The sequence below is a fragment of the Orbaceae bacterium lpD01 genome (assembly GCA_036251705.1).
In the GTDB taxonomy this organism is placed as follows: Bacteria; Pseudomonadota; Gammaproteobacteria; order Enterobacterales; family Orbaceae; genus Utexia; species Utexia brackfieldae.
This window is the reverse complement of sequence record CP133959.1, coordinates 699008-721516: the sequence shown is the minus strand read 5'-3', so window position 1 is coordinate 721516 and position 22509 is coordinate 699008. Positions and strand designations below refer to the sequence as shown.

The window sequence follows — 22509 nt, the reverse complement described above, 5'->3', positions numbered from 1 at the left end:
TCTGATTGATGTCAATCTTCCCATTATTGAACGCGCGCTAACACATAAGCCGTCGCTTTAACCTTACCTGGCACCACGGTCATTCCCGGGATTTTGGTCAGTGAGGCGGTAAGTTGGGTTGTCCACATGGCATAACCGGCCATTTTACTCGGCGCTGCAGTCGCCGCATATAGTGCCGGATACCAACCTGATTCCGTGGTGGTTGGACAGCCTGCGGTCGTACAGTTCGACCAGCCAACAAAATTCATTGGCGTGCCTGAAGCGGTATGGGTTAAGGTAATACCCACCCCTTTGGCAACTGTCGTTTCAGTATCATAATCATCTGACAATAGGTATTTCATCCCGCCATTGGCATTGACTAACCCTAAGTTTTGCTCAGTCAGATAAGTGGGATAAGAGGTCTGTAAACCTAGCATAACCATCCCCAAATCGCTGGGCGATAATTTATCATCACACTCCAGGGTAATGGTCAGGTCACCTTGCACAGTATTACCTGCATTTAAACTCACATCAGAAACCGTTGGAAAAACCACAATCGGCGTTACATTACGCACGGCACAGCTACTGGCATAAGAGATGGCCGGCCGCGGTGAGGTGCCCATACCTATCGCATTCCAGCGCCCGGTAAACCAGGTCGAGTAGTTAGTACCGCCATCAGAACCATCAACTTCGCCAGCAATACCTGGACCAACAAATATAACATAACCATTGGGCTGAATGCAGGTATAACTATCCGGTGCCGTTGTTGAGGCCATCCCACCACAGAAATTAGAGAGCGCACCGGTTGTTGGCGGCAACGTGCTCAGACGAATTAATTCAGCTTTGATAGGACTTAAATCTTTGACGCGGATATTGATTTTCGTGCCGACGGTTTCATAACTGGTCAACGGAACCGACTGGTAATTGCGGGTAAATACCGTACCAGAACGCATATGGGTTAATTTAATTCCCACATAAGGAAAATAAGTGGCAAAAAAATTAGGATTACCATCCGTCGCCCCCAGATCAAAGAAACCCCCAACACGATCATCAGCATTAGTGACGAATTGTTCATAAATTTGTCCAATATCACTAACATCACATTGATAAAGTACTTTGTTGGGATCGGGATAACGAACACCTGTTGTAAAATCGAAAATAGAGGTCGCCAGTATCGACCCCACCGGTTGTAGATAACTATTGGTCAAATTAACCTTACCAAAACCAGGACTCACTCCACACGCATCACAACCTGCATCAATCGCCGGTGCTACACGTACACAGGTCGCATTAGCCATAGAGTGATAACCTGTAAATAATATTAGCAAGAGAATTGACCATACTTGTTTATTCATTTTTAAATATTTTTTCATCCAGTTTCTCGGTACGATTTTTATTATTATTATTGGCAGGTTGCTTTTAATAAAATAAGCGGCTGCTTTAAGTCTTGCCCATCCAAATCATAGGTCAACTTACACTGTTCATCCGTGGTATTGCCCCATTGAATAGTAAGCGTATCTTTTAATTGATTGGCGCGAACATAGATTTGGCCACCTTGACCAACCATCCCGATCGAGTGATTGTCACTATTAAACACCTCTGCGCCCATTGGTAACATCGCCATACCATCCGGACGAATGGCCGTAATTAACACCGGATAGCCTTTATCGGTTCTAAAGTTAACCTTGACCGCTGCGCCTGCATAAGGGGCAACCCGGAACTGACCTGACTCAAGTTCGACCGTTGAATTCATCCCTTCCGGACTAAGAATAATGGTATTATAACGATAAGGAGACAACGATGGGACAAGCGCATAACCTAACCAGTCAATCGACGATCCCTGTCCACCAACAATTTTAGCACCTCTCGCACCATCAGCCTGAACAATGGCAAACGTATCCCCAACATATGGCCCTAAGGTGACGCCGCCACGATGAACGACTAAAGCGCCCTGCATGGTTGCAGCAGTCTGCCAATAGTTATCCGAAGTAGCACCAGAAAGACCTACCGTACCAATCGGTAAACGAGACTGTAGTGAACCATTCCAGGTGTCGATATGCTCATGACTATCGGTTGAATAGTTCACACTATAATTGAGGTTTTGTGACTCACCGATGGATCCTGACAGTGATGATAATAGCGAGGTACCATTCGTATTACTATGACTTACACTGTTAGTAAAAATAGGCGAGTTCGTGCTACGGCCAAAAGGGACCGATAACGAGACCAGCATGGTGGTTTCTTTGGTATCGCTAGATTTATTAGACAGATTGGAGGGTTCATACAATCCATTACCATCAAAAATGGTGGCCCCCATCGTGGTACGGTTAACCGAGACATTGAGTGACATACCATTAGCAAAGACTTTACCATAACTTAATTGCAGTTGTTTATCTTGCCGGTGATTACCGTAGTAATTTTGAATTGCGCCAGATAAAAATAGTGAACCCAGTTTACCCAGGCTTTGATTAATGGATAAGTCAAATCGCGAACGTTGATTATAGGTTTCAGAATGCCAATTATCGTAACCATTACTGCGCATGGCCTCCCGCACCCCTAACACATCACTAAGCTCCCTAAAACCGGAAGTTGAGTAGTAGTTGGTTGACACCGAGAAAGAGGTATTGGTCGGCTCATAGGCTTTGCTATAAGAGAGCCGCGCTTTCCAACCTGAGGTTGAGCCAGTCGGTAATTGTGCCGTTGAGAAGGTGGTATCAAAACCTATCGCGCCCAACCAAGAGGTATAAACGCCACCAAGCAGGGCTGAATAGTAGTCTTTGGCTATTCTCGAACCCATATTGATGGTCACAGCATTACTGATTCCGCGTCTAAATACTAATTCAGCAAAGCCATTATTATCACCAACAAAGCGTGATTTACCGACTGTCATATTATAGCGGAAGGTCCCAGCCCTTAATGAACCAGGCACTGAGGCAAACGGCACCGTAAATGAGCTGATAGAACCATCCGCCTCTTGCACACTGACCTGCAGATCGCCTGAATAATTAGTACTGTAGAGATCGTTAATAGTAAACGGACCCGGAGGCACGGTGGTTTCATAGATAATCGATCCGCCCTGCGTTATCGTAACCTTGGCATTGGTTCTCGCCACACCATTCACAATCGGCGCATAACCTTGCTGAGAATCAGGCAGCATTCGATCATCAGAATTTAATGAAATACCGCGAAATCCCATACCGGAAAAATAGTTACCATTGGTATAACCCTCACCAATTAATAACTCACTCTGTAATGGCACAATCGCTCGCTGAACATATCGATTGGTGGTGACAAATTGACCATCGCCACCACTTTGTTGTGTATAATAAGATTGCTGCCGATAACGCCATAATCCTAAATTAAAGCCGCCATTGAGGTTGATATAACTCGAGTCCATACTTTTGGTTGTACTATTTTTATAACCTACATGATACTGATTGGCCATATAGTTCACAAATAACATGGTTTCACCCGAATCAAGTTTATCCGGTGCCACATAACCTCTTGGTAAGGTCTTCATTAAGGCTTGTGGGATCGCCAGATCGAGCTTCAGGTTAGAAAAGGTTAAGGTACTTTTAGCCCCCTGGATGACTTCATCTGGAATCAGGTTCGTATCATCACTGTTTGCATCAGCGCTACTTGTGCTGGCGGTCATCGCCTCCGGTTTGATCCCTAATCCTAACAGGAACGCACGAGAAAAAACCGGTACAATTTTACCGGAGGCCGATTGAATAAATTTAACGTCCAGTTGCTCAGAGAAGAGATTGTTGACGTAGAGATCAACTTTATAGGTACCGGGTTCCACCGTCCCTGCATCATTAAAGCGACTAAGGTTACCAATATTAAATCGGTTACCCCTTAATAAAGAACTATCAAACAAATAATCATCGTCAGCAGAATTGGACTGAGCAGTCTCTGCCGCATAAATTACCGGTGAATGTATCGCCAGATAAATAATCAACGTCCCTATGTTTATCGACATAAAGCGTGAAAATGTGATGATACCCTTGAATAATCGCATATTCGCTGTTACCCGTTATATGACTAGTTAAGTATTTGCTGGTGTTTGACGGGCACACCATAATCATTGACTAACGAGTAATCGATCAATAAATTATCTTGCTTAAGCGATTTGGGTAAGGACCAGCTTACCGTTGATTTTGGCGCGACCATGGTTGTTTTTGGAACAGTCAAAAGGACTTTACCATTTTTATCAACGATCGCAGCTTCGGTAAAACTGGCATGATAAGCACTCATGTTAGCCACTTCGATGGTCTTATTGTTGAGTAGAAAGCTTAAGTTATCGGCTACTTTCTCTGGCGACCCGGCTAAACCATCCGGTCGATAAAAGATTTTTAAACGGTTAGTAATTAACAAGGCTAATTTATTTTTATTCGCATCAGCTTGTTTCAAAGAGGGGATTTGCAAAAAATTAAAATAAAAAACAGACTCTCTATCGGTCGGTAAAGCTGTTTTACCGGTATATATTAATCGAACCGCTTGTCCCGAATTTGGCGCCATACGAAACATTTGCGGATTAGCCACAAAAGGACCATCCGCATTTTCAACCGTTGAGTTGGGATTATTAATATCGGTCCAAATCTGAACCATATAAGGGGCTTGGTCACCATTGGTAAACTGAACAACTTTTTCGCTTGCCGACGCAGGATATATAATTCGATTACCAGTGACAACAACGGATGCAAACGCCATGTTAGTTATCATTAGGGTAACAAGAAACAGAGCAAGTGATCTGATTTTTGCAAGTAGTGAAAACTTTATTATTGTATAAAAGCTGTTATTCATACTCATAAGCCTGCTTATTATAGTTATTCAGTTATTGAGACCTGTGCGATGAATGAAAAATGATTTTAAGCGAAATATCAGCGCAATTTAAATATCTTATACTAGGCAATATGCCCAAATCTATAACGGTACCTATCTTAAGAATAGGTACCGTTTTGCTTACAACTTAATGCTTCGTGTCGATTACTCGTAAGAGATTGCATATTGAGCTGAAGCAACTACAGTACCCGCAGTCACACCAGCATCTTCAGCAAAATAGCTTGCGCTAAACGGTAAGCTTGCAGTACCTGAAGTTGAAATAGCCGTGATACCAGAAACGGTGTCAGTACCATTAAAGTTAAGCACTGAGTTACCCACTCCATCTTTAACTTGAATTGAAACTTTAGTCGCAGTACCGGTATTACCAAGGTTACCTGTAGTTGTCACGTTATTACCGGCAAAAATAGCTTTTGCTTTAGTTAATGTTTGGTTACAGCCAGAGATATCGATGGTGAAATTAGTTTCTGCTGCAGTTGAGCCTTTAGTGGCAAGCTGCGTTGCAGCTACAGTTGGAAGTAAAATCACTGGCGTTTCTTTTACGCCATTGATAGAAACATCACAAGTTTGAGAAGAGACTTCGCCTTTGAATGTCACTGTGTTTGATTGTACAGCGAAAGCGAAAGCTGGAAGAACGCTTGCTGCTAAAATAGCAGTTGATAGTAATTTTTTCATTGTTATTTCCAAGATTATTTTAACTTAAAAATCAAAAGTATCTTTTGGAAAAATACTTTTTATTATTATTCACATTATTGATGTTTCTACAGTTTAAACGGCATTAGAGCGCTTACTGCTCACTCATTATAACATTCAGCTGTAAGATTTAGACAGTATAATGTAATTTAATTGTAATGAATACAATCATACATGATAACATCTTGTTTTTAAAAGATTTTAATCAAATAAGACCTATTTACCATCAGCATCTTATGCAATATAAATATTGTTATCGATGATTACTCTGATAGATATGGTCATTATTACAACTGCTTACTAATTTGTCTAGCATTTTATTACGATTTCTTAACAATAATACTTTCAATAATCATGAAAATTAACTTAGGGAATTATTTAACAGACATATTCTTAACGTTTAACATATTGATTTAATTAACCAATTATCGCTTTTATTTATTTATTTCAAGTGGATGCAATTATAAAAAGAGCAAAAACAACACAATTAATAACATTATTAAGCTATTTTTTAATAGATATTTGATGTTAATTTAATCGCAAAACAAGATTTAAAATAAAATCAATAGCATTTAACTATGACGTTAAACAGATTTATGTAAAATCTTTGCTGTCTGATAATGTAAAAAATATGATATGAATCGGTCTGGCATTTCGATAAAAAAGAGCCGCGGCATTAAATCTTTCCGCGGCTATTTCATAAAAAATAGGGCTTGATGAATGACTGATTCAACTAAGATAAATTTAAGTGATCATTAAAGGTAAGCGATCATTGGTTATCTTTAAGCCTAATGCTTGACTTATAATAAAAAAGAGAGCGGTTTGATCGATTAATCCACTTACATTCGCCGTCCAGAGTCGATAAGCTGCTACGTTCACTTGTGAGCCTGAATATGCCTGACTTTCGCTTTCACTGGTTGCGTAACTCATCGTCATGGGCAACCATCTTGCGTTATTAGTTTTTGGGTTAAGCCATAAGCATGGCTTTCGGCAGGAATAATTTGCGCCGCATACGCGTGGTCAGCCGTCACAATCACCAAGGTATTCCTCCTTTGTTTGGCAATGGCCTGCGCGACTTGCACGGGCTCATTTATGCCAAACTGCCCACAAGGATGGCATAATGCGTCTGTTTATCAATAGAAGCGCCTTCTACCTACAAAAAAATCCTTGTGGATTAGCTTTGGGCTGCACAATCTCTTTTTTGTGTCATCTCCGTCAACGTCGTTTTTGCGGTAGTCCGTTCGATATTTATTTGACAAGTGAACGTCTGCTCACGCACATTACCATGATAACCACTTGTGCCCCAAGCCAATGCATCGGCATATTACCCTGCGCAAACAACCCCAATATCGGCTGATGTTGATCCACTTTTGTGACGCGATTGAGCGCTGCTCAATCAGTGACGACTTAATATCCCCGCCACTCAGCTTGTTCCACCAATGTCTTATCCTGCCAATCATCCGCTTTAGCGCACTCGTTAAAGTTTTGTGCACCATCATCCAAGATTAAGTCAGCTCGAGTTTGCAACAGTTGTCCCGTGATAGGGCCTTGCCCGCTATTTTCTAACGCATTACTTTTACAGGTTTGGCTCGTCATCTCTGGTCCATAACATTGGCTATCTGTTATAGGGGAATACAGCGCCGCCGGTATCGCATCTTGAATTTGAGCCGTCGTAATATTCCCCGTTGCTTTCCCTTGTGCTTTGACTAATTCAGGTAAAATTTGATGCGGCACCTCATCAATATCAACGTTTAATGCCCCATTATAGGTTTTCATACCAGTCCTCCAGGCCGGCAGAGTCCATCACATAGTTAGGTAAGCGTGTTTCTTTATCCAAAGCGTAGTAAATATATGAACAACTAAAAGATCGTGCATTCAGACCCGCCAAATAATCGCCAACACTTTTCATATAATGATACGCAGCGGTGCGCTCTGCATCATTAAACAGTAATCAGTGCAAAAATTAATCATGCAATTTGACGACATTTGCGTTGTAATATTTTTTGCAATTTGTAGCCTGAGGTAACTGGTGATATTTAATGGCAATCAACCTATGACAATTACTCGGTTATCTCCTTATGACCACTAAATATTCGTAAAAATTTAAGGCATTTTCACAATATTTACATATCATTTAATATATTAATGTACTTTATCTGAATATTCTGTTATTTTCAGCAAGAATCTTAGTGTGTAGATAAGTGAAGAAGGATAATAATTTCCATATAAAACATAGGGATATAATTATCAACAGACTTATCTATGGTAAGATTAAAACAATAATTTTAAGATGTTTGATTTAACGCAGGCCTTTTCAACGAAACCCTTTGTGTTGCGGGTACAGCGGTAAAGTAAATATCAGATAAAACAATAATCCCGATAGAATTGAATGGAGAAATTTATGAACAAACAAGTTATGCTTATGTTACTTTCAGGTACTTGTCTTTTAGGTGCTGCAACAGCGGTTTCAGCTAACGAAACTTCAGATAACGAAGGTTATTATGTTTCAGTTAAAGCGACTCGTGCTTACCAAAAAGCGGATTCAATGGATACCAGCGCACGTCCAGGTATCGGCAGCTTTGTGTCTGGTGAAGAGAAAGATAATTTCTATAATTCATCATTAGCAGCCGGCTATAACTTTGGTAATGGCTGGCGTGTTGAAGGTGAATATACCTTCAAGAAAAAAGCTGAATATACCAGCGGTTCAACCACCTTCCCAACCAGTTTCAATCATATGAAAACTGAGAATCAACGATTTATGGCTAACGTCTATAAAAGCTTCTACTTAGATTACGGTGTTTCTGTTTACGGTACTGTTGGTCTTGGTGTGGTTAAAACTAAAACTGGCGGCTGGCAGGGTAATGCAACACGTGAATATGCCAATAACAACGATACGAACCTTGCTTATTCAATCGGTGCCGGTGTGAGCTATGCGTTAACGTCACAAATCGCTTTTGACTTAGGCTACCGTTTTGTTGATCTAGGTAAAGTTGAAAGTGGCATGAACCAATTTGCTAACGCACGTGGCTTACAAGATGAGCAAATGAAGGGTCACCTTTATTCAAATGAGTTCTTTATTGGTGCTCGTTACACATTCTAATTGAGCTGGCGCAGGTTCTGCTTAGCGCGGTTAGTGGTAATCAGTATCACCAACCAAACTAACGCTTGACCGATGAGGCCAATCGCGAAGATAAAATCCCCGTTTATAGACGGGGATTTTTTTATATGGTCTTAATCATCTTTCTGTTATGTTGTTTATCCAATGTATCACTTATGGATTATTAGCATACGTCATAGGATGGTATTGCAATTCAAGTTATCCACATTCGACAGCTGATTGGATGGTAATCGATGCTCTCACTTTTGTGATATATAGACGGCGCACTTGGCATTGGCATCATTCCTGAGCCTGCATCTGTACCTAGCTGAATGGTTTTGCTATTGACCGGGTAATCGGCTTTGTTCTCAATAGTGTTAAAGCTGATGTTGTCAGTATCAAGTTTATTGTTACTCTTAACTTCGGCCTGCTAGGTAATTGCTGCGCCGGTTAATTCCTCAGAATCATAGTTATCACTATCTTGTAGGGTTTGAATATTGAGGTTATGGCCAATATCAGTTTAATGACGGTTTTAAAAGCTATTTCAGGAGATTAAGAAAGACGATAATTTAAGATATTTTTTGATGTGTTTTTATTTAAGAAGCAGATTAAAATTATAGGCTTGTAGAATATCTGAGTAGAGAAAATAAACATGTAAATTAAGCACAGTTGTAACAGGTTACCCTGCTACCACCGTTCACTTATACGGAGTTAACTATGGCTAAGGCATATTCTAAGCTAAAATCAGCGACACGCAAAGACAGTACAACATCCCTGACTGAGCGGTTTTATACCATCGGCTATGTACCAACGGGTTGGGGAAAGCCGCCTAACCCAAGGCTACAGCTCACCATTAAAGGCCGTTGGCTTGAGTAGATCGGCTTTACTACCAGGCAGCCCGTCGTCATTATTGTTGAACAGGATAAGTTGATTATTGAACTTGCTATGCAGATCTAGAGATTTAAAATAAACTCTCCACTGGTTAGGTGGGGAGCTTGGTTTTCTAAATTAAAATTGACTCAATATCATCATTAATAAAATTGATCACAAGGCTATCATCGTTTAACTCAATATGATCAATATATTCACTAAACGATAAGCTCTTATATTCTACTAATGTATTAATTTCCAATATAACAACATCTACCTCACATACGATAAAAATATATTTTTCTGAAAAATAAAAATCATAGAAAAAAGATGGTAATGATACCGTACTAGATATTTTCTTTTTTGATACATCCCAGAAGCCAACAGACTGATCTATTCCAACAGCAATTCCTTTACCTATTTCTTTGACTATTGGATCTATTTCACTTTGAGCAGAAAATCTTAATACACTTAATTCGTTATAAACTAAAAAATAAAAATAACGAGCATACTCTAGTTCATGAAAAAGAATTGGTAATTGACTATTATTAAATTCTTTATCATCTATTTTTATCAAATTAATCACTTAGTACCCCCCGATAATTTTGGAATTAAGGTTGTAACTTTTGGTGTCGCATTTAAATTGCCATTAGAGTAGAAGAAACTTACCTGAATAGCTCCTTTATCTGAAACATTAATTGACTTAGTTATTGTTGTCCCAAAATTATTTGATTTCTGTGAAACAATAGTTCCTTCACTGGCTGCCTTATTAAATACAGAAACTAATTGTTGTTCCGTTTTAATCCCAAGTGTATTTAAATCTTTTAAGTTTTGCGCGAAACGCTGAACATTATGAGGGTTCCCAGTTGTTACCTTACCAAAGAAATAGTCAAATTTATTAGGATCAACATTATAGCCTTGTGGGGCTATCGTCCCCTTTCCAGCATCTGATTTACTAAAAAAGATTAAGCAGATCTAGACGACTGTACTCTCGTTACTCTGCTGATTGTTGATAAGTTAGAATAGATCTATCTTGTATTGAAAAGTATGGTTACGGATACACTGATATTTTATCTTGTCGCCCAGCACTGATAGTTCATCGCCAGCATAATACCTATCCATATCGAGCTTAAACATATCACTCTTTCATATCATAAACTCTTTTGGATCGTTAAGTTGAGAGTAAATTATCCACTGATTAAATAAAGAATCTTTCACAAAAAACATAAGATTGATAAAAAAGATAATTAATATTAATAATATCATATGACTTCCTTATATTTTTTATCAGTATATCAACCAAATTAAACTCCTAGAATGCTGTTCTAGGAGGATTAAATAGCTATGATATTTTCATTATTATGTTCTTAATAATAGATTCAATAGATAGCTCTAATTTATCGCTATCTATTGTATAATGGTTTAATTCAATTTGATTTTCCGCATCAAAAAGTAATTCTCTTAGCCATTTTTCTTCTAATGCTAGAATTTGATGCTCAGCCTCATAGATACTAGCTTGCATTTCCTCTACACTAATTTCTTTATGCAAAAAAGAATCACACTTCTTTTTTAACTCATTAACAACATCAGGATATATCCAATTCATTATTTTTCACTCCGTCTTAGAATAGTCACAATAACTTTACCATTATTTTCAGTAACAACTCCCACGTCACCACTCCAATGTACTGTCCTTTCTACACCATTAACCGTAGAATTAGTCTTAGTTCCATTTTGAATAGTATATTCCACAATGCCAGGGGAAATATTGCGTCCAGCTCCGGCTGTACCGGCAGGCGATCCTAATCCTGACGGTTGCATTCTATCAACTGCATGTTGGGAGTATAATCTGTCACCAACTTGGGCGTACTGTTTACCATCAATAGTTGTTTTTTGATAATTTTGCCAAGAATTCCATTCTAAAGTATTCCCCGTTTGCCCACTCGCCCCCTTTCCAGCACTAGTACCGTCACCAATCGCACTACCACCAGTAGTAGCTTTACCTGCTGAAGTATTGTTAGATACTTTGGGTGCTGTGCCTACTTCATTCACAACTTTAGAGCCAACTACGGCTGCTGCAAGGCCAAATACATCATTACTGATGCGCATACCCAAAACAATCTTATCTGCAGTGGCTTTATCAACATCCCAATTTTTACTGATACGCTGTGCTAAAATATCTCTATCTACCTGAGCTTGCGCGATATCTAAGCCAAATGTTAAGGCTTCAATATCTTTATAACCGTCGTAATATTGCGCATAGGTATTATAAGCATCATTATAAGCTACCACATCTTTTGGTGAGATTGTATTAAAATAGGACTGATAAACTTCTTTTAATTTATCTTTTTCAGTACTACACTCAACTGAACTTAAATTCTGACAAGCCTTAGCTAAAACCTCATTGGTATAGGCATCAAGTCCATTTAAAAGAGCAACTTTACTTTCAAGAATTCGTTTCTCTTCATCTGAGACAACCATCGTACCTTTTTCAATTAAAGCTAACTGATCCTCAGCATCTTTTCTTTGTTTGTCCTCTCCAGCGCTTAAATAATTATTCTCAACCGCATTCTTAGTCACACTAACCGCAGCCCCTGTATCGCCCATATCCCCACCACTGGCAAGTGTAGTCCCCAGACCCGCAGCGAGCTGAGCCAGATTACTGATATTCTGTTTTTCTGATTCAGTTAAATCTTCAACTTTCCGGTTTCCATAAAGAGTTTCACGGATTTGATTAGCAATTAATTCACCGCCCGCAGCACCTACCGCCCCGGCTAGAGCTGAATTACCCTGTAGCTGCGCAACTACCGCGCCAAGTATAGCATGCGCAACCAGATTGACATTCGGGTCATCCATTGTCCAGCGGCCATCACGCTCTTGATGGCCTGTATGCAGTTTAATCTGCTCAGCCAGATACGGCGCACTGGCACCAGCCAGCCCACCGGCAATATTGCCGGTCAGTAGTCCAGTAATGACCGATGTGGCCGCATCAATGCCTTTATTGACGCTGCTGCCAATACCGCCGATATTTTTGCGCGCATTATCACTAACCTGCTGGCTCACCGCATTGTAGTAAGTTTGATTCGCATAATTTTCTGCACTGCCGTAACGCCTCTTTTCATCGTCAGACATATTCGCAAACTTATCTTCAGCATCTTTGATAATTGTATCTTTTTTATCCGCTAAATCATTCTGTGCCACAATCCGGTCATACTTATTGGCAATATCTTTGGCTTGCGCGGCGATATCACTAATCAGCTGCTGCTAATTAGCCTTATCACGGATGGCCGATATTTGAAGAGAGTGAACGCGAGCCGTAGGATGAGCTTAAGCTTAAGTTTGAGGCGGTTAAACAGATGAACCCGGACGAGCAGAAGTCGGTCAGGGATATTTTAGACGCCATGATATTGAAGCATCAGGCTAAGCAGTTAATTGGGTAATGCGGTTAAACAGGATGACTCATAAAGCAATAACACATTAAATAGTAACAACAATAGCGCAGCATTAAGGTGCTCGAACACCTTAACACTGCTAATCACAACAACTATACGGAGTAGTTATTATGACTAAGGCACATTCTAAGCTAAAAACAACCACATGCAAACGCAGCACAACATCCCTAACTGAGCGATTTTATACCATTGGTTACACCCCGCAGGGCATAAAGCCCAACCCCAGACCGCAGCTAACCATTAAAGGACGCTGGCTGGAGCAGCTTGGCTTTTACCCCGGACTGCCTGTCATCATTACCGTTGAGCACACCATAAGTTAATTATCAGACTTGCTATGCAGATCTAGAGATTAAAAAATAAACTCCCCACTGGTTAGGTGGGGAATATTTTATTTAATCAATGCTTTTAGATATTTATATGGGCTTTCTGATTCATCTAACCCCATATCTTTAATTAAAGAACTAACTTCATCGTATTCTTTTTGAGAAATTATAATGTCATACTCAGACAAGTGATCACAAAGTATATCTAGTGATAAAGTCTCTTCATTAAACTTTACATAATCAAGTGCACCATTCAAAAGGTCTTGCTCTAACCTACCTTTAAAATGATTACCAAAATCTACAATTCTTTTACCAAACATTATCAATCCTATTTATTCACTTGTTTATAATTTGGCATTGGTGTTTTATCAGGGAAAGCTGTTACAACCTTTCCTATTGCAGGCTGATAAACAACCCTAATACGAACTCCGTCTTTTATTTCGTAACTCACCCATTTTGCAGGGTCCCCTTTACTAGTATAAATTCCACCAGTTCCAGTTTGTGCGTACCACGTTGTATTTGGTGATGTAGCTATATCACCGACCTCATGCACGATCTTATCTGCTGACCAACTTTCTGGGAAAGGTGTCTTACCTGGCTGTCCAGGATAAAGGTGCCCACCACTCCCTGGTTTATCGCCATATAAAATATGCTGTTTAGCTTCAGGTGATAATATGTCTACATACTTCTGATTTTCAGCGGATATTTTAGATGCCGTCCCCTTTCCAGCCCCTAATGATACACTATTTTCATCTTTTACTGCTGTTTTAATCTCCGGTGGCAGGCTATCAGATGATTTCCCCATCGACAAGGCCATTTTACCTAATGTGGCTAAGACCCTGGCTCTGCTTACCTGCGTGACAGTTAAAAGAAGTGATTCATAGTCATCATTTTCTATCGCTCTTCTAATTGATGCATAATCACCTATTATCGGTATCATTTCAAATAAGGCACGCCCTAACTCCGGAGGAATGAGTGCATCTCTTGGAACAATACCGGCATCTTGCATCGCTTTCAGATATTGTGCATCCGAACAATCCGAGCCGCACTTAGCCTGAAGCTCTTTCATCACTTGCCCTGTTGCACTTGCAACCTCAACAGTACCCTGACCAATCGGGAAAGGTAATACCGTTTCTATATTATTATTCTCAACCGCATTCTTACTCGCACTAACCGCAGCCCCTGTATCGCCCATATCCCCACCACTGGCAAGGGCGGTTGCCAGACCTGTCGCTAACTGCGTTAGATTACTGATGTTCTGCTTCTCAGTTTCAGTTAAATCTTCAACTTTTCGATCACCATACAGATTTTCACGGATCTTGTTTGCAATCAACTCGCCACCAGCAGCCCCTGCTGCTCCGGCTAAGGCGGAGTTACCCTGTAGCTGCGCAACTACCGCGCCAAGTATAGCATGCGCAACCAGATTGGCATTCGGGTCATCCATTGTCCAGCGGCCATCACGCTCTTGATGGCCTGTATGCAGTTTAATCTGCTCAGCCAGATACGGCGCACTGGCACCAGCCAGCCCACCGGCAATATTGCCGGTCAGTAGTCCAGTAATGACCGATGTGGCCGCATCAATGCCTTTATTGACGCTGCTGCCAATACCGCCGATATTTTTGCGCGCATTATCACTAACCTGCTGGCTCACCGCATTGTAGTAAGTTTGATTCGCATAATTTTCTGCACTGCCGTAACGCCTCTTTTCATCGTCAGACATATTCGCAAACTTATCTTCAGCATCTTTGATAATTGTATCTTTTTTATCCGCTAAATCATTTTGTGCCTGAATTCGGTCATACTTATTGGCAATATCTTTAGCCTGCGCGGCAATATCATTAACCAGCTGCTGCTGCTCAATCTTATCGAGCTCTTTCTGTTTATCAAAGATGTGTGCCAGCGGATTATTGGCATCCGCCGTATCACGGCTTAAGTCAGCCACATCCTGCTGCTGATTAGCCTTATCACGGATGGTTAGCTTGCCCGCTTCCACCGCTGACTTAGTGGTACTGGAAGCACTATCACCATTGTGGTAAATCGATGGCGCGCCCGGCGTTGCAATTTGCCCGGTGCCCATACCAATATTGACCGTTTCACTATTGACCTGATAATCGGCTTTATTCTCAATATCGTTAAAGCTAATCGTGCCGGTATCAAGTTTGTTCTTGGCCTTATCTTCGGCTTTAGAAGCAATCACCGCGCCAGTTAAATCGGTATTTTTATCAACAGTCACATCATAGCCACCTTTACCAGCAAAAATACCTGACTGCTCAACGACGCTGGCCCATTTGCTGTTCATATCGGTTTTGGTTTCTGACAGATTGGCACTCCAGCCACTGTTACCCACCGAGCCGCTGACCGAGCCGGATAACTTCTCATAATCATAGTTATCACTATCTTGCAGCGATTGGATATTGAGGTTATGACCGATATCGGCGGTCACGCTATCCCCTGTTAACTGGCCACCAATCAGATTAGCATCCTGACCGGTTTTCACGGTTAAGTGGTTACCCGCCTGCACCGTGCCCTGCGTCCAGCTACTGCCCTCAGCATTTTCCCGCTCACGGCTATAGTTGGCACTGGCGTTATAGCTGATACCCGGCTGATTCCCCCCTACACTCACGCCAACCCCAACTGACGAGCCCGACGAGGTTTCAGTTTTATCGGTATGCTGGGTATTGACTGCTCCGAGCACATTGACATCGCGATTGGCGGTGAGGGTCACATCTTTACCGCCGGCCACCTGACTGCCTTGTACGGTAATATCGCCATCGGTTTTAGCGGCATTGCCTGTCGCGTTAATGGTGACATTCTGACCGGCAGAAATCCCGGCACCAGCAACAGTATGGTTATCTTGATTGGTGGTACGCTCGGTTTTCTGGCTGCCAAAGCTGGCACTTACGCCAATTGAGGCTTGTTTATCGCCCTGTTGATTACTAATCTGTGTATCTAAGGCGCCACCGGCCACGGTTAAGCCGCCTTTAATCGCCTGTAAGGCGGTGAGCGTGTCATTGTCGCGCGCTTTGGCGCTCTCTATCGCCTGTTTAGCCTGATAGATATCGGCGACGGTACCCGTTAAGCCAACGGTTAAGCCAGTTTGCTCCATCTTGTACTCTTCCTGATAATGGGTGGTACCATCTAAGGCGCTGACCTTAACATTATGACCAGTGATATCGATATCCTGTTTGGCGATCACATCACTACCGGCTATGCCTACATCACGCCCGGCATTGATCTTGACACTACCTTCAGTGCTGCCCACCGTACTGCCTAAATAACTGTTTTCGGCCTGTTTTTGATCGGTTGACTCTTTAAATTGACCATAGCTAAAACCGATGCCACCACCGCTCATCAAACCCGATTTTTTGGTTTGTTCAAAGTGGTTATCTAAGAAGCGCTCTTGCGCCGCCGTCAGCGTCACGTCACCGCCAGCATCCAGATTGGCGGCGGTTTTGCCGGTCACCTGACTGCCCTGAATCAGCATATCGCCGCCGGCGGTTAAATGGGTTTCACCGCCACTTAATTGGCTGCCATTAGCCAGTTGGTGATCCAGATCCGTCTGGGTGGTAACGGTCTGTGATGTGCCACCACCACTATGGTCTTTGACCTTGCTATGATCCTGATAAACAATATGCTGGTTGGCCTCAGTAACGGAGAGATCATGACCCGCATCGACCGTCAGCTTGTCTTGCGCATTGACTTGTGCGCCTTTAATGGCGATATCATGGCCTGATGTTATCGCCATATTACCATTACCGGCAATATGACTGCCAACTTCGCTGGTGGTGGTTTGATGATTATAGTTATCACTGTCAAAATTGATCGCCTGACCGGTGGTGGTGGTGACCACACCGACATTCACATCATGACCGGCCGTAATACCAATCTGGCTCTGCTGACCGTTGGCGGTCACTTGCGCGGCCTTTAAGTTGACATCATGTCCGGCACTCAGGCTCAGTTGACCACTGTCGTTAGCCACCGATAACGACCCGACACTGCCTATGGTATTTTGTACAAAGGTATTATTGCCGGCGGTGGTGGTGGTTTCATTGATAGTCGAACTGATATTAATATCGCGGCCGGCGCTGACCTTCAAGCTATCCTCGGCATTGATATGACCGCCGATATTATTGATATCTTGCTGGGCAGTTAACGCGATATCCTTCGCCTGCAGATTTCCGCCTTGCTGATTATTGATATTTTGCGCGTCAGCCGTCAGCTGATTGGCGGCAATCAGACGACCTTGGTTATTGATATCGCCAGTCACATTAAGGTTTATCTCGCGCCCCGCTAGTAACGCGCCACTGCCGGTTAAATCGCCCGCTTTAACCACACTATACACCTGCGGCACCAGCACTTGTTGCTGCGAGCCATCAGGTAAGGTGACGGTTTTGGCGACTAACCAGACAATATCACTGGTCAAAGCTTGCATCTGCTCCGCACTTAACGCCACGCCAATACTGAGATGATGACTATTAGCAAATTCAACCCCGGCATCCATCAACGCTTTATACTGCTCTAAATCAGAACTATAACCATCCAGATAGCGCTGACCAGTTAAGGCGATAATCTGATCACGAACTAATTTTTGTTCATAATAGCCATCCCCCAGCCGTTTCATCACATTCTCAGGGTCTTGTTTAAGCTGGGTAATCATATAGTCACTACCGAGCCACTTATTTTTATCGACAAATTGCGGATCGGTTTCAATTAAATAACCTTTATCGCCATTTGGATTGACCTGAAACAGACTATTCGGTGGCGGTAACGTCACCTCAGGATTATCTTGGGAAATCACATTATCCTTGCGATCTTTACCGCTGTCTGACACCGTGGTGGTCGATTTTAAGTCAGATGGCGTGAGGGTAATATTTTCGACTTTAGTCGGTTGATAGGCAGTGTAACCCGTACCTTGTCTATCGGTTTTCTTTTCATGAATACGATAATAGTGAATGGCGGTACCGTTATCGATAATATGGCGTTCACCGGGCACATCGATATTATCAATCTGATTGGCGCTGATACTCAGGCCACCGCCGGCCACAATTTGACTCTTATCATTGAGCAGATGATCGGCCACAATCGTGATATCTTTACCGGCGATAATCTTAGCCGGATCGGTTTCGGTCACAACAGTCTCTTGAATCACGCGTTCATAGTCATATTTATAGTAGCTATCTTCGGTCTGACCGGTTTTATTAACCCGCATATGACTAACTTCACTAATAAAAAAGGAGACTTCATCGGGCTGATAACGCTGATAAGAGCTGCCTAACTGATACTCAACGATATGCTCGCGTGACACCTCTTGTAGCTCGGTGGCAAAGTGATCGTTAATATTATTAATCTGATTAATCAATAGATGAATATTATTGGTCGCCTCAATATTACTACTATGGTTATTTAGCTCATTGGCCTGACCGGTCACGCCACTTTCGGTGGCCAATTGCCCACCGATATTGATATCGCCGTCACTATAGATAAGGGCATGCTCTTGATTATTAATGGTTTGCGCGGCGATATCAATCTGCTTGTGGGCGACAATGGCTGGCGCAGTGCCACCTTGGTTAAGATTATTCAGCGTGGTGGTTTGCAGACGAATATGATCGGCCATCAGCGAGCCACTGCCCAGATTATTCAGTGTCTGACCAGCGGTCACTTTAAGTTGATTATTAGCAAACACTTTACCGGTATTGGTGATAGTGTTATCCGCGTGGATCACCGCAGCAGCTTTTTCGGAAGAGAGCTGGCCTTGATTGGTAATATTGGTTTGGCTGGTGATGCTGGCCGTGCCGGCTATCGCGCCGATCGTGCCGGTATTGAGGATATCATTGCCGGCGCTCATCACCAGCTGATCCTGCGCGACGATGTTACCGGTGTTCTCAATACGGCCATCGGCACTGACCACCACACTACCGACGCTGGCACCAATACTGCCCGCATTATGCACGCCGACGCCACCTTCAGTGCCCATAAGCTTAATTTTACCGGCAAACATCCCACCAATCGCCGAAACATCTAAGGCGACTTGCGGTGAGCGCGAGCCATCGTCGGCCAATTTGGTGGCCTGCTGCGCATCAGCACTGACTTTATTGCGGCCGGTGACGACAGTTAAGTCTTGGGCATGGATTTCGGCATTAATCGAGACCGTTCGGGCAATAATATCGGTATAGTCCTGCCGGGTACTGTCGAGGCCATTGCCCTCAATAGAGATATGGCCCTGTTCAACCTGATAACCTTGCAGTTGACCGTTGTCGATGATCGGCTTACCAGTGGTGAGTGTGCCGCGACTGGCATTAATAAAACCACAACCATTACAGGTAATGCCGGCGCCATTAGCAATAATCACCTGCGCCCGTTGGCCCGCGACTTCGATAAAACCGGCAATTTGGCTGGGATTAGTTGAGTTCACTTCATTGAGGATGATTTTGGCGCCACCGGTTGAGGTTAAAAACTCATTGCCTTTAATATAGCCGCCAATCTCGGTTTGCGAGGCGTGATTACTATTATTTAAGATAACGCCCTGCTTTGAGACATCAAATTGGGTATAGCGATTATGGGATAAGCCCTGACTATTGGGCGTCTGAATATTCACTTGCGTAGTGCCGTTAGCACTGGCTATCACCGTTGGGCGCTGGGTTTTATCGGCATTGGGATCGACCCGAATGGTGGTTGCCTCTGCGGGTGAAACCAGCGCAAAAACGCCCAAGGATAGACTAGTTAAGAAACTGACGGTGGAGAGTTTGGCAATATAGCGATGATCCGCTCTCGCTCGCGTTTTTTGGCAACGGTGAGATGCCGTACTGTGGCTATCGGCTAACTCAGACACGACCATTAACATACCGCGGGCACGATTAAAAATCACTCGGTAAAAATGCTTATTCATCGCTACTTTCCTCTCTTTCTTGCAACCCATCATATTGGGTTACTATTTTTTATAGTTATCTTTTATAACGTGCTTTCATCACGTGTTTGGATGCTGATTTCTATGGTTATACAGGCTGATTATCATTAATTTTGGCGATGTTACCGATCTATCCGCAAGGGATGATCGGCTAACCATTGCTCAGCTTGACGGCGAGTCACATGCCGGCCTTTAAAAAACTTAATCTGTTTGCCACGTATACTGCCCTGATGGGAGAGCGCCCGAAAACAGAAATCAGCCAGAATCTCTTTCAGTACAAGTTTGGCAAGCTTACCGGTTTCGCCAAAAGGCGAGATCCAATCAATCGCCCACATTCGTTTGCCACTATACCAATCCGCTTCAGTGAGCGATAAGGCCGAGGCCTGTTGTAAATATTTACGTTCGACCACTTCACTCAGATTCGCCCAGCTCATATAACAGACCGGCTTATTGTCTTTGATTAAGATTAAAAATTGCTGACGTTTAATCGCCGGTAGGATCAGCGTTGGTAACGCATACAGCGGTGTATATTTATGATTCTCAGAGTGCATCCATAGCCAGACAGCAATGCCAAGGCACTCGGCTTCACTCTGTTTGGTCTCAAACAGCAGTGGCGCAATAATCTGATATTCAGACATGATTAGTAACTCCAGTTGAGATTAAAGCTCATGGTGACACGGTCGGTTTTAAAGGCTTCTGGCTTATAAATTGGCGCACCAACAAATAAGTCATAATAGAATCCCCACAGGCCGCCGCGCAGACCGCCGCCGCCACCACTTAAATAGTGACCTTGTAAATAATCGGACGATGCACCATAAACCCGGCCATAATCAATCCCGGCATACAGCTCCTGACTGTTCGGTAACGATAACGAGAGCTCATTACTGATCGTGTAGCCCCGGTCAGCCGATAGCGTTAACTCACCGTCAAAACCGCGTACACTCCAGCGTCCGCCAATTGAAAAACGGTCTTGCGGCGTGAGCAGGCTTTGCCGGCTATATTGGCCTTTTAAGGCGACATCATAACGCAGTGACTGCCTGGCTAAACTAAACGGCACCGAAAGACTCAGGTTATAATGGAAAATATCCGATAACGCCGTACCTTCATGAATATACTCTTCCGGGGCTTGCATCGCGCCAAACCAGCGCACCCCTTTTTGATAGTTGAAATCCAGATTTAAGGTATTTTGACCGATATAGTGGCGATGCTGTAGGCCTATCTGCCAACTGGTAGTTTTGCGCTGCTGAACATCGATCTCTTCATCATCGATATAGTTATGTGAGCGGCGTAAGTTAATGCCGTAACTTAAGGTGGTTTTTTGTGACTCATTACGATGTAATACCCGGCTTAACTGTAGATTAATATTGCGACTGCGACCACTATATTGATAGTTTTCAGGTATACCGGCTACCGTCTGAAAATATTTATTGTCACTCAATGAGGCGCTAAATTGCCAGAAACCAAAGGGCACTGAGTATGATATCAGGGAGTTATGCGAACCATAGCGGTCTTTTTCGCCCTCTAAATTACGACCAGCAGAGACATAGAACGCATCGCTCAACTGGAAGGGATTATCTAAATAGAAGGTTAAACCGCCCTGATAACGGCCGGTCTCGCGCGTGCCTGAGTTATCCAATGAAGCGCCGATTCGCCAAAAACGTGATTGCGTGCGATGAATGACTATATCACTTTCACCGGGCTGATCACCGGGCACGATTTGCATATCAGCCTGCACTGTCGGTAAACGCTGTAAGTTCTCCAACCCCTGTTCAATCTCTCTGAGATCTAATATTTGCCCGCTGCGGACCGGCATCGCAGTATAGAGTGAGGCATAATGATCACTGTCCGCGCTATAGTCAATATGCCGGGTGACCCCTTTCACCAGTACTAAGGTTAATTCACCCTTGGTCAGGTCCTGTGCGGGTGCCACAATCCGTGTGGTGATATAACCGCGACTGATCAGCTTGTTTTGTAACGCTTTCATCAACAAGTTAATCCCTTGTCCGCCAATACAGCGGCCTTGCGCCTGCTTGGCTAAGCGATCAAGTGGGATGAGATAAGAGATTTTATCTCTTTCCAGCAAGTTCACTTTATGGATAGGAAAGCAGATTGTCTCTGTTGGGAAATCTATTTGCCCCGAAACCTGCATCGGCGGCAACAAACGAATATCTGCCGCCTCTGGTTTTAAAGCAGTCTCTAACGCTTTTTGGCGCTCTTGCTGATAAATCAAGCGTTGATCACTGATCTGATTTAAATTAGAAAGATCATCAGCGGCCATGACCATCAAGGAAGTCACGCTAACAGCTATTATTATGGTTAGTTTTTTTATCATCAATCCAATCATCTTAG

At 42.8% G+C, this 22509-nt stretch carries 15 protein-coding genes; 2 read left to right on the top strand and 13 right to left on the bottom strand.

Features of this window, described 5'->3' with window-relative positions; translation table 11 throughout:
- Nucleotides 1-23 precede the first annotated feature (23 nt).
- The 6 genes from RHO15_03225 to RHO15_03200 form a co-directional block, all read right to left on the bottom strand.
- Nucleotides 24-1352: a fimbrial protein gene (locus RHO15_03225; protein ID WVD64536.1), complete on the bottom strand. Its 1329-nt coding sequence runs from the start codon at nucleotides 1350-1352 to the stop codon at nucleotides 24-26.
- Nucleotides 1353-1381: 29 nt separating this feature from the next.
- Nucleotides 1382-4000 (bottom strand): fimbria/pilus outer membrane usher protein, encoded by a 2619-nt coding sequence (locus RHO15_03220; protein ID WVD64535.1) that lies wholly within the window; start codon nucleotides 3998-4000, stop codon nucleotides 1382-1384.
- Nucleotides 4001-4023: 23 nt separating this feature from the next.
- Nucleotides 4024-4692, bottom strand: coding sequence for a molecular chaperone (locus tag RHO15_03215; GenBank protein WVD64534.1), 669 nt, complete (start codon nucleotides 4690-4692; stop codon nucleotides 4024-4026).
- A 276-nt stretch (nucleotides 4693-4968) separates the two neighbouring features.
- The gene (locus tag RHO15_03210) at nucleotides 4969-5496 is read right to left on the bottom strand and encodes a fimbrial protein (protein ID WVD64533.1); all 528 of its coding nucleotides are present in this window, start codon (nucleotides 5494-5496) and stop codon (nucleotides 4969-4971) included.
- A 950-nt stretch (nucleotides 5497-6446) separates the two neighbouring features.
- Nucleotides 6447-6596, bottom strand: coding sequence for a hypothetical protein (locus tag RHO15_03205; GenBank protein ID WVD64532.1), 150 nt, complete (start codon nucleotides 6594-6596; stop codon nucleotides 6447-6449).
- A 325-nt stretch (nucleotides 6597-6921) separates the two neighbouring features.
- Nucleotides 6922-7311 carry an alkaline phosphatase gene (locus RHO15_03200; GenBank protein ID WVD64965.1) on the bottom strand — a complete coding sequence of 130 codons (390 nt, stop codon included), beginning with the start codon at nucleotides 7309-7311 and terminating at the stop codon, nucleotides 6922-6924.
- A 604-nt stretch (nucleotides 7312-7915) separates the two neighbouring features.
- On the opposite strand from RHO15_03200, the gene RHO15_03195 reads away from it, so the two are divergent.
- On the top strand, nucleotides 7916-8614 hold the full coding sequence (locus RHO15_03195; protein WVD64531.1) for an outer membrane beta-barrel protein: 699 nt from the start codon (nucleotides 7916-7918) through the stop codon (nucleotides 8612-8614).
- Nucleotides 8615-9328: 714 nt separating this feature from the next.
- Entirely contained in the window at nucleotides 9329-9487 is a 159-nt protein-coding gene (locus RHO15_03190) for a hypothetical protein (GenBank protein WVD64530.1), read from the top strand.
- Nucleotides 9488-9614: 127 nt separating this feature from the next.
- Here RHO15_03190 and RHO15_03185 read toward each other — a convergent pair whose 3' ends face one another.
- The 7 genes from RHO15_03185 to RHO15_03155 all read right to left on the bottom strand — a co-directional run bounded on the left by RHO15_03185 (nucleotide 9615) and on the right by RHO15_03155 (nucleotide 22456).
- Nucleotides 9615-10067, bottom strand: a complete 453-nt coding sequence (locus RHO15_03185; GenBank protein WVD64529.1) for a hypothetical protein — start codon at nucleotides 10065-10067, stop codon at nucleotides 9615-9617.
- Between the two features lie 756 nt (nucleotides 10068-10823).
- On the bottom strand, nucleotides 10824-11087 hold the full coding sequence (locus tag RHO15_03180) for a hypothetical protein (protein WVD64528.1): 264 nt from the start codon (nucleotides 11085-11087) through the stop codon (nucleotides 10824-10826).
- A complete protein-coding gene (locus tag RHO15_03175) occupies nucleotides 11087-12682 on the bottom strand; it encodes a VENN motif pre-toxin domain-containing protein (GenBank protein WVD64527.1) in 1596 nt (531 codons plus the stop codon). The genes RHO15_03180 and RHO15_03175 overlap by 1 nt, the downstream gene beginning before the upstream one ends.
- 639 nt (nucleotides 12683-13321) lie before the next feature.
- On the bottom strand, nucleotides 13322-13576 hold the full coding sequence (locus RHO15_03170) for a MafI family immunity protein (GenBank protein ID WVD64526.1): 255 nt from the start codon (nucleotides 13574-13576) through the stop codon (nucleotides 13322-13324).
- 8 nt (nucleotides 13577-13584) lie between these two features.
- Nucleotides 13585-20142: a hemagglutinin repeat-containing protein gene (locus tag RHO15_03165; protein WVD64525.1), complete on the bottom strand. Its 6558-nt coding sequence runs from the start codon at nucleotides 20140-20142 to the stop codon at nucleotides 13585-13587.
- Nucleotides 20143-20282: 140 nt separating this feature from the next.
- On the bottom strand, nucleotides 20283-20798 hold the full coding sequence (locus RHO15_03160) for a toxin-activating lysine-acyltransferase (GenBank protein ID WVD64524.1): 516 nt from the start codon (nucleotides 20796-20798) through the stop codon (nucleotides 20283-20285).
- A 2-nt stretch (nucleotides 20799-20800) separates the two neighbouring features.
- Nucleotides 20801-22456, bottom strand: a complete 1656-nt coding sequence (locus tag RHO15_03155; GenBank protein WVD64523.1) for a ShlB/FhaC/HecB family hemolysin secretion/activation protein — start codon at nucleotides 22454-22456, stop codon at nucleotides 20801-20803.
- Nucleotides 22457-22509: the final 53 nt, after the last annotated feature.

What these genes read in the sequence shown, in the direction of transcription:
- RHO15_03225 (WVD64536.1), bottom strand. Translation starts at nt 1,352, where the DNA reads ATGAAAAAATATTTAAAAATGAATAAACAAGTATGGTCAATTCTCTTG.
- RHO15_03220 (WVD64535.1), bottom strand. Translation starts at nt 4,000, where the DNA reads ATGCGATTATTCAAGGGTATCATCACATTTTCACGCTTTATGTCGATA.
- RHO15_03215 (WVD64534.1), bottom strand. Translation starts at nt 4,692, where the DNA reads ATGGCGTTTGCATCCGTTGTTGTCACTGGTAATCGAATTATATATCCT.
- RHO15_03210 (WVD64533.1), bottom strand. Translation starts at nt 5,496, where the DNA reads ATGAAAAAATTACTATCAACTGCTATTTTAGCAGCAAGCGTTCTTCCA.
- RHO15_03195 (WVD64531.1), top strand. Translation starts at nt 7,916, where the DNA reads ATGAACAAACAAGTTATGCTTATGTTACTTTCAGGTACTTGTCTTTTA.
- RHO15_03190 (WVD64530.1), top strand. Translation starts at nt 9,329, where the DNA reads ATGGCTAAGGCATATTCTAAGCTAAAATCAGCGACACGCAAAGACAGT.
- RHO15_03180 (WVD64528.1), bottom strand. Translation starts at nt 11,087, where the DNA reads ATGAATTGGATATATCCTGATGTTGTTAATGAGTTAAAAAAGAAGTGT.
- RHO15_03170 (WVD64526.1), bottom strand. Translation starts at nt 13,576, where the DNA reads ATGTTTGGTAAAAGAATTGTAGATTTTGGTAATCATTTTAAAGGTAGG.
- RHO15_03165 (WVD64525.1), bottom strand. Translation starts at nt 20,142, where the DNA reads ATGAATAAGCATTTTTACCGAGTGATTTTTAATCGTGCCCGCGGTATG.
- RHO15_03160 (WVD64524.1), bottom strand. Translation starts at nt 20,798, where the DNA reads ATGTCTGAATATCAGATTATTGCGCCACTGCTGTTTGAGACCAAACAG.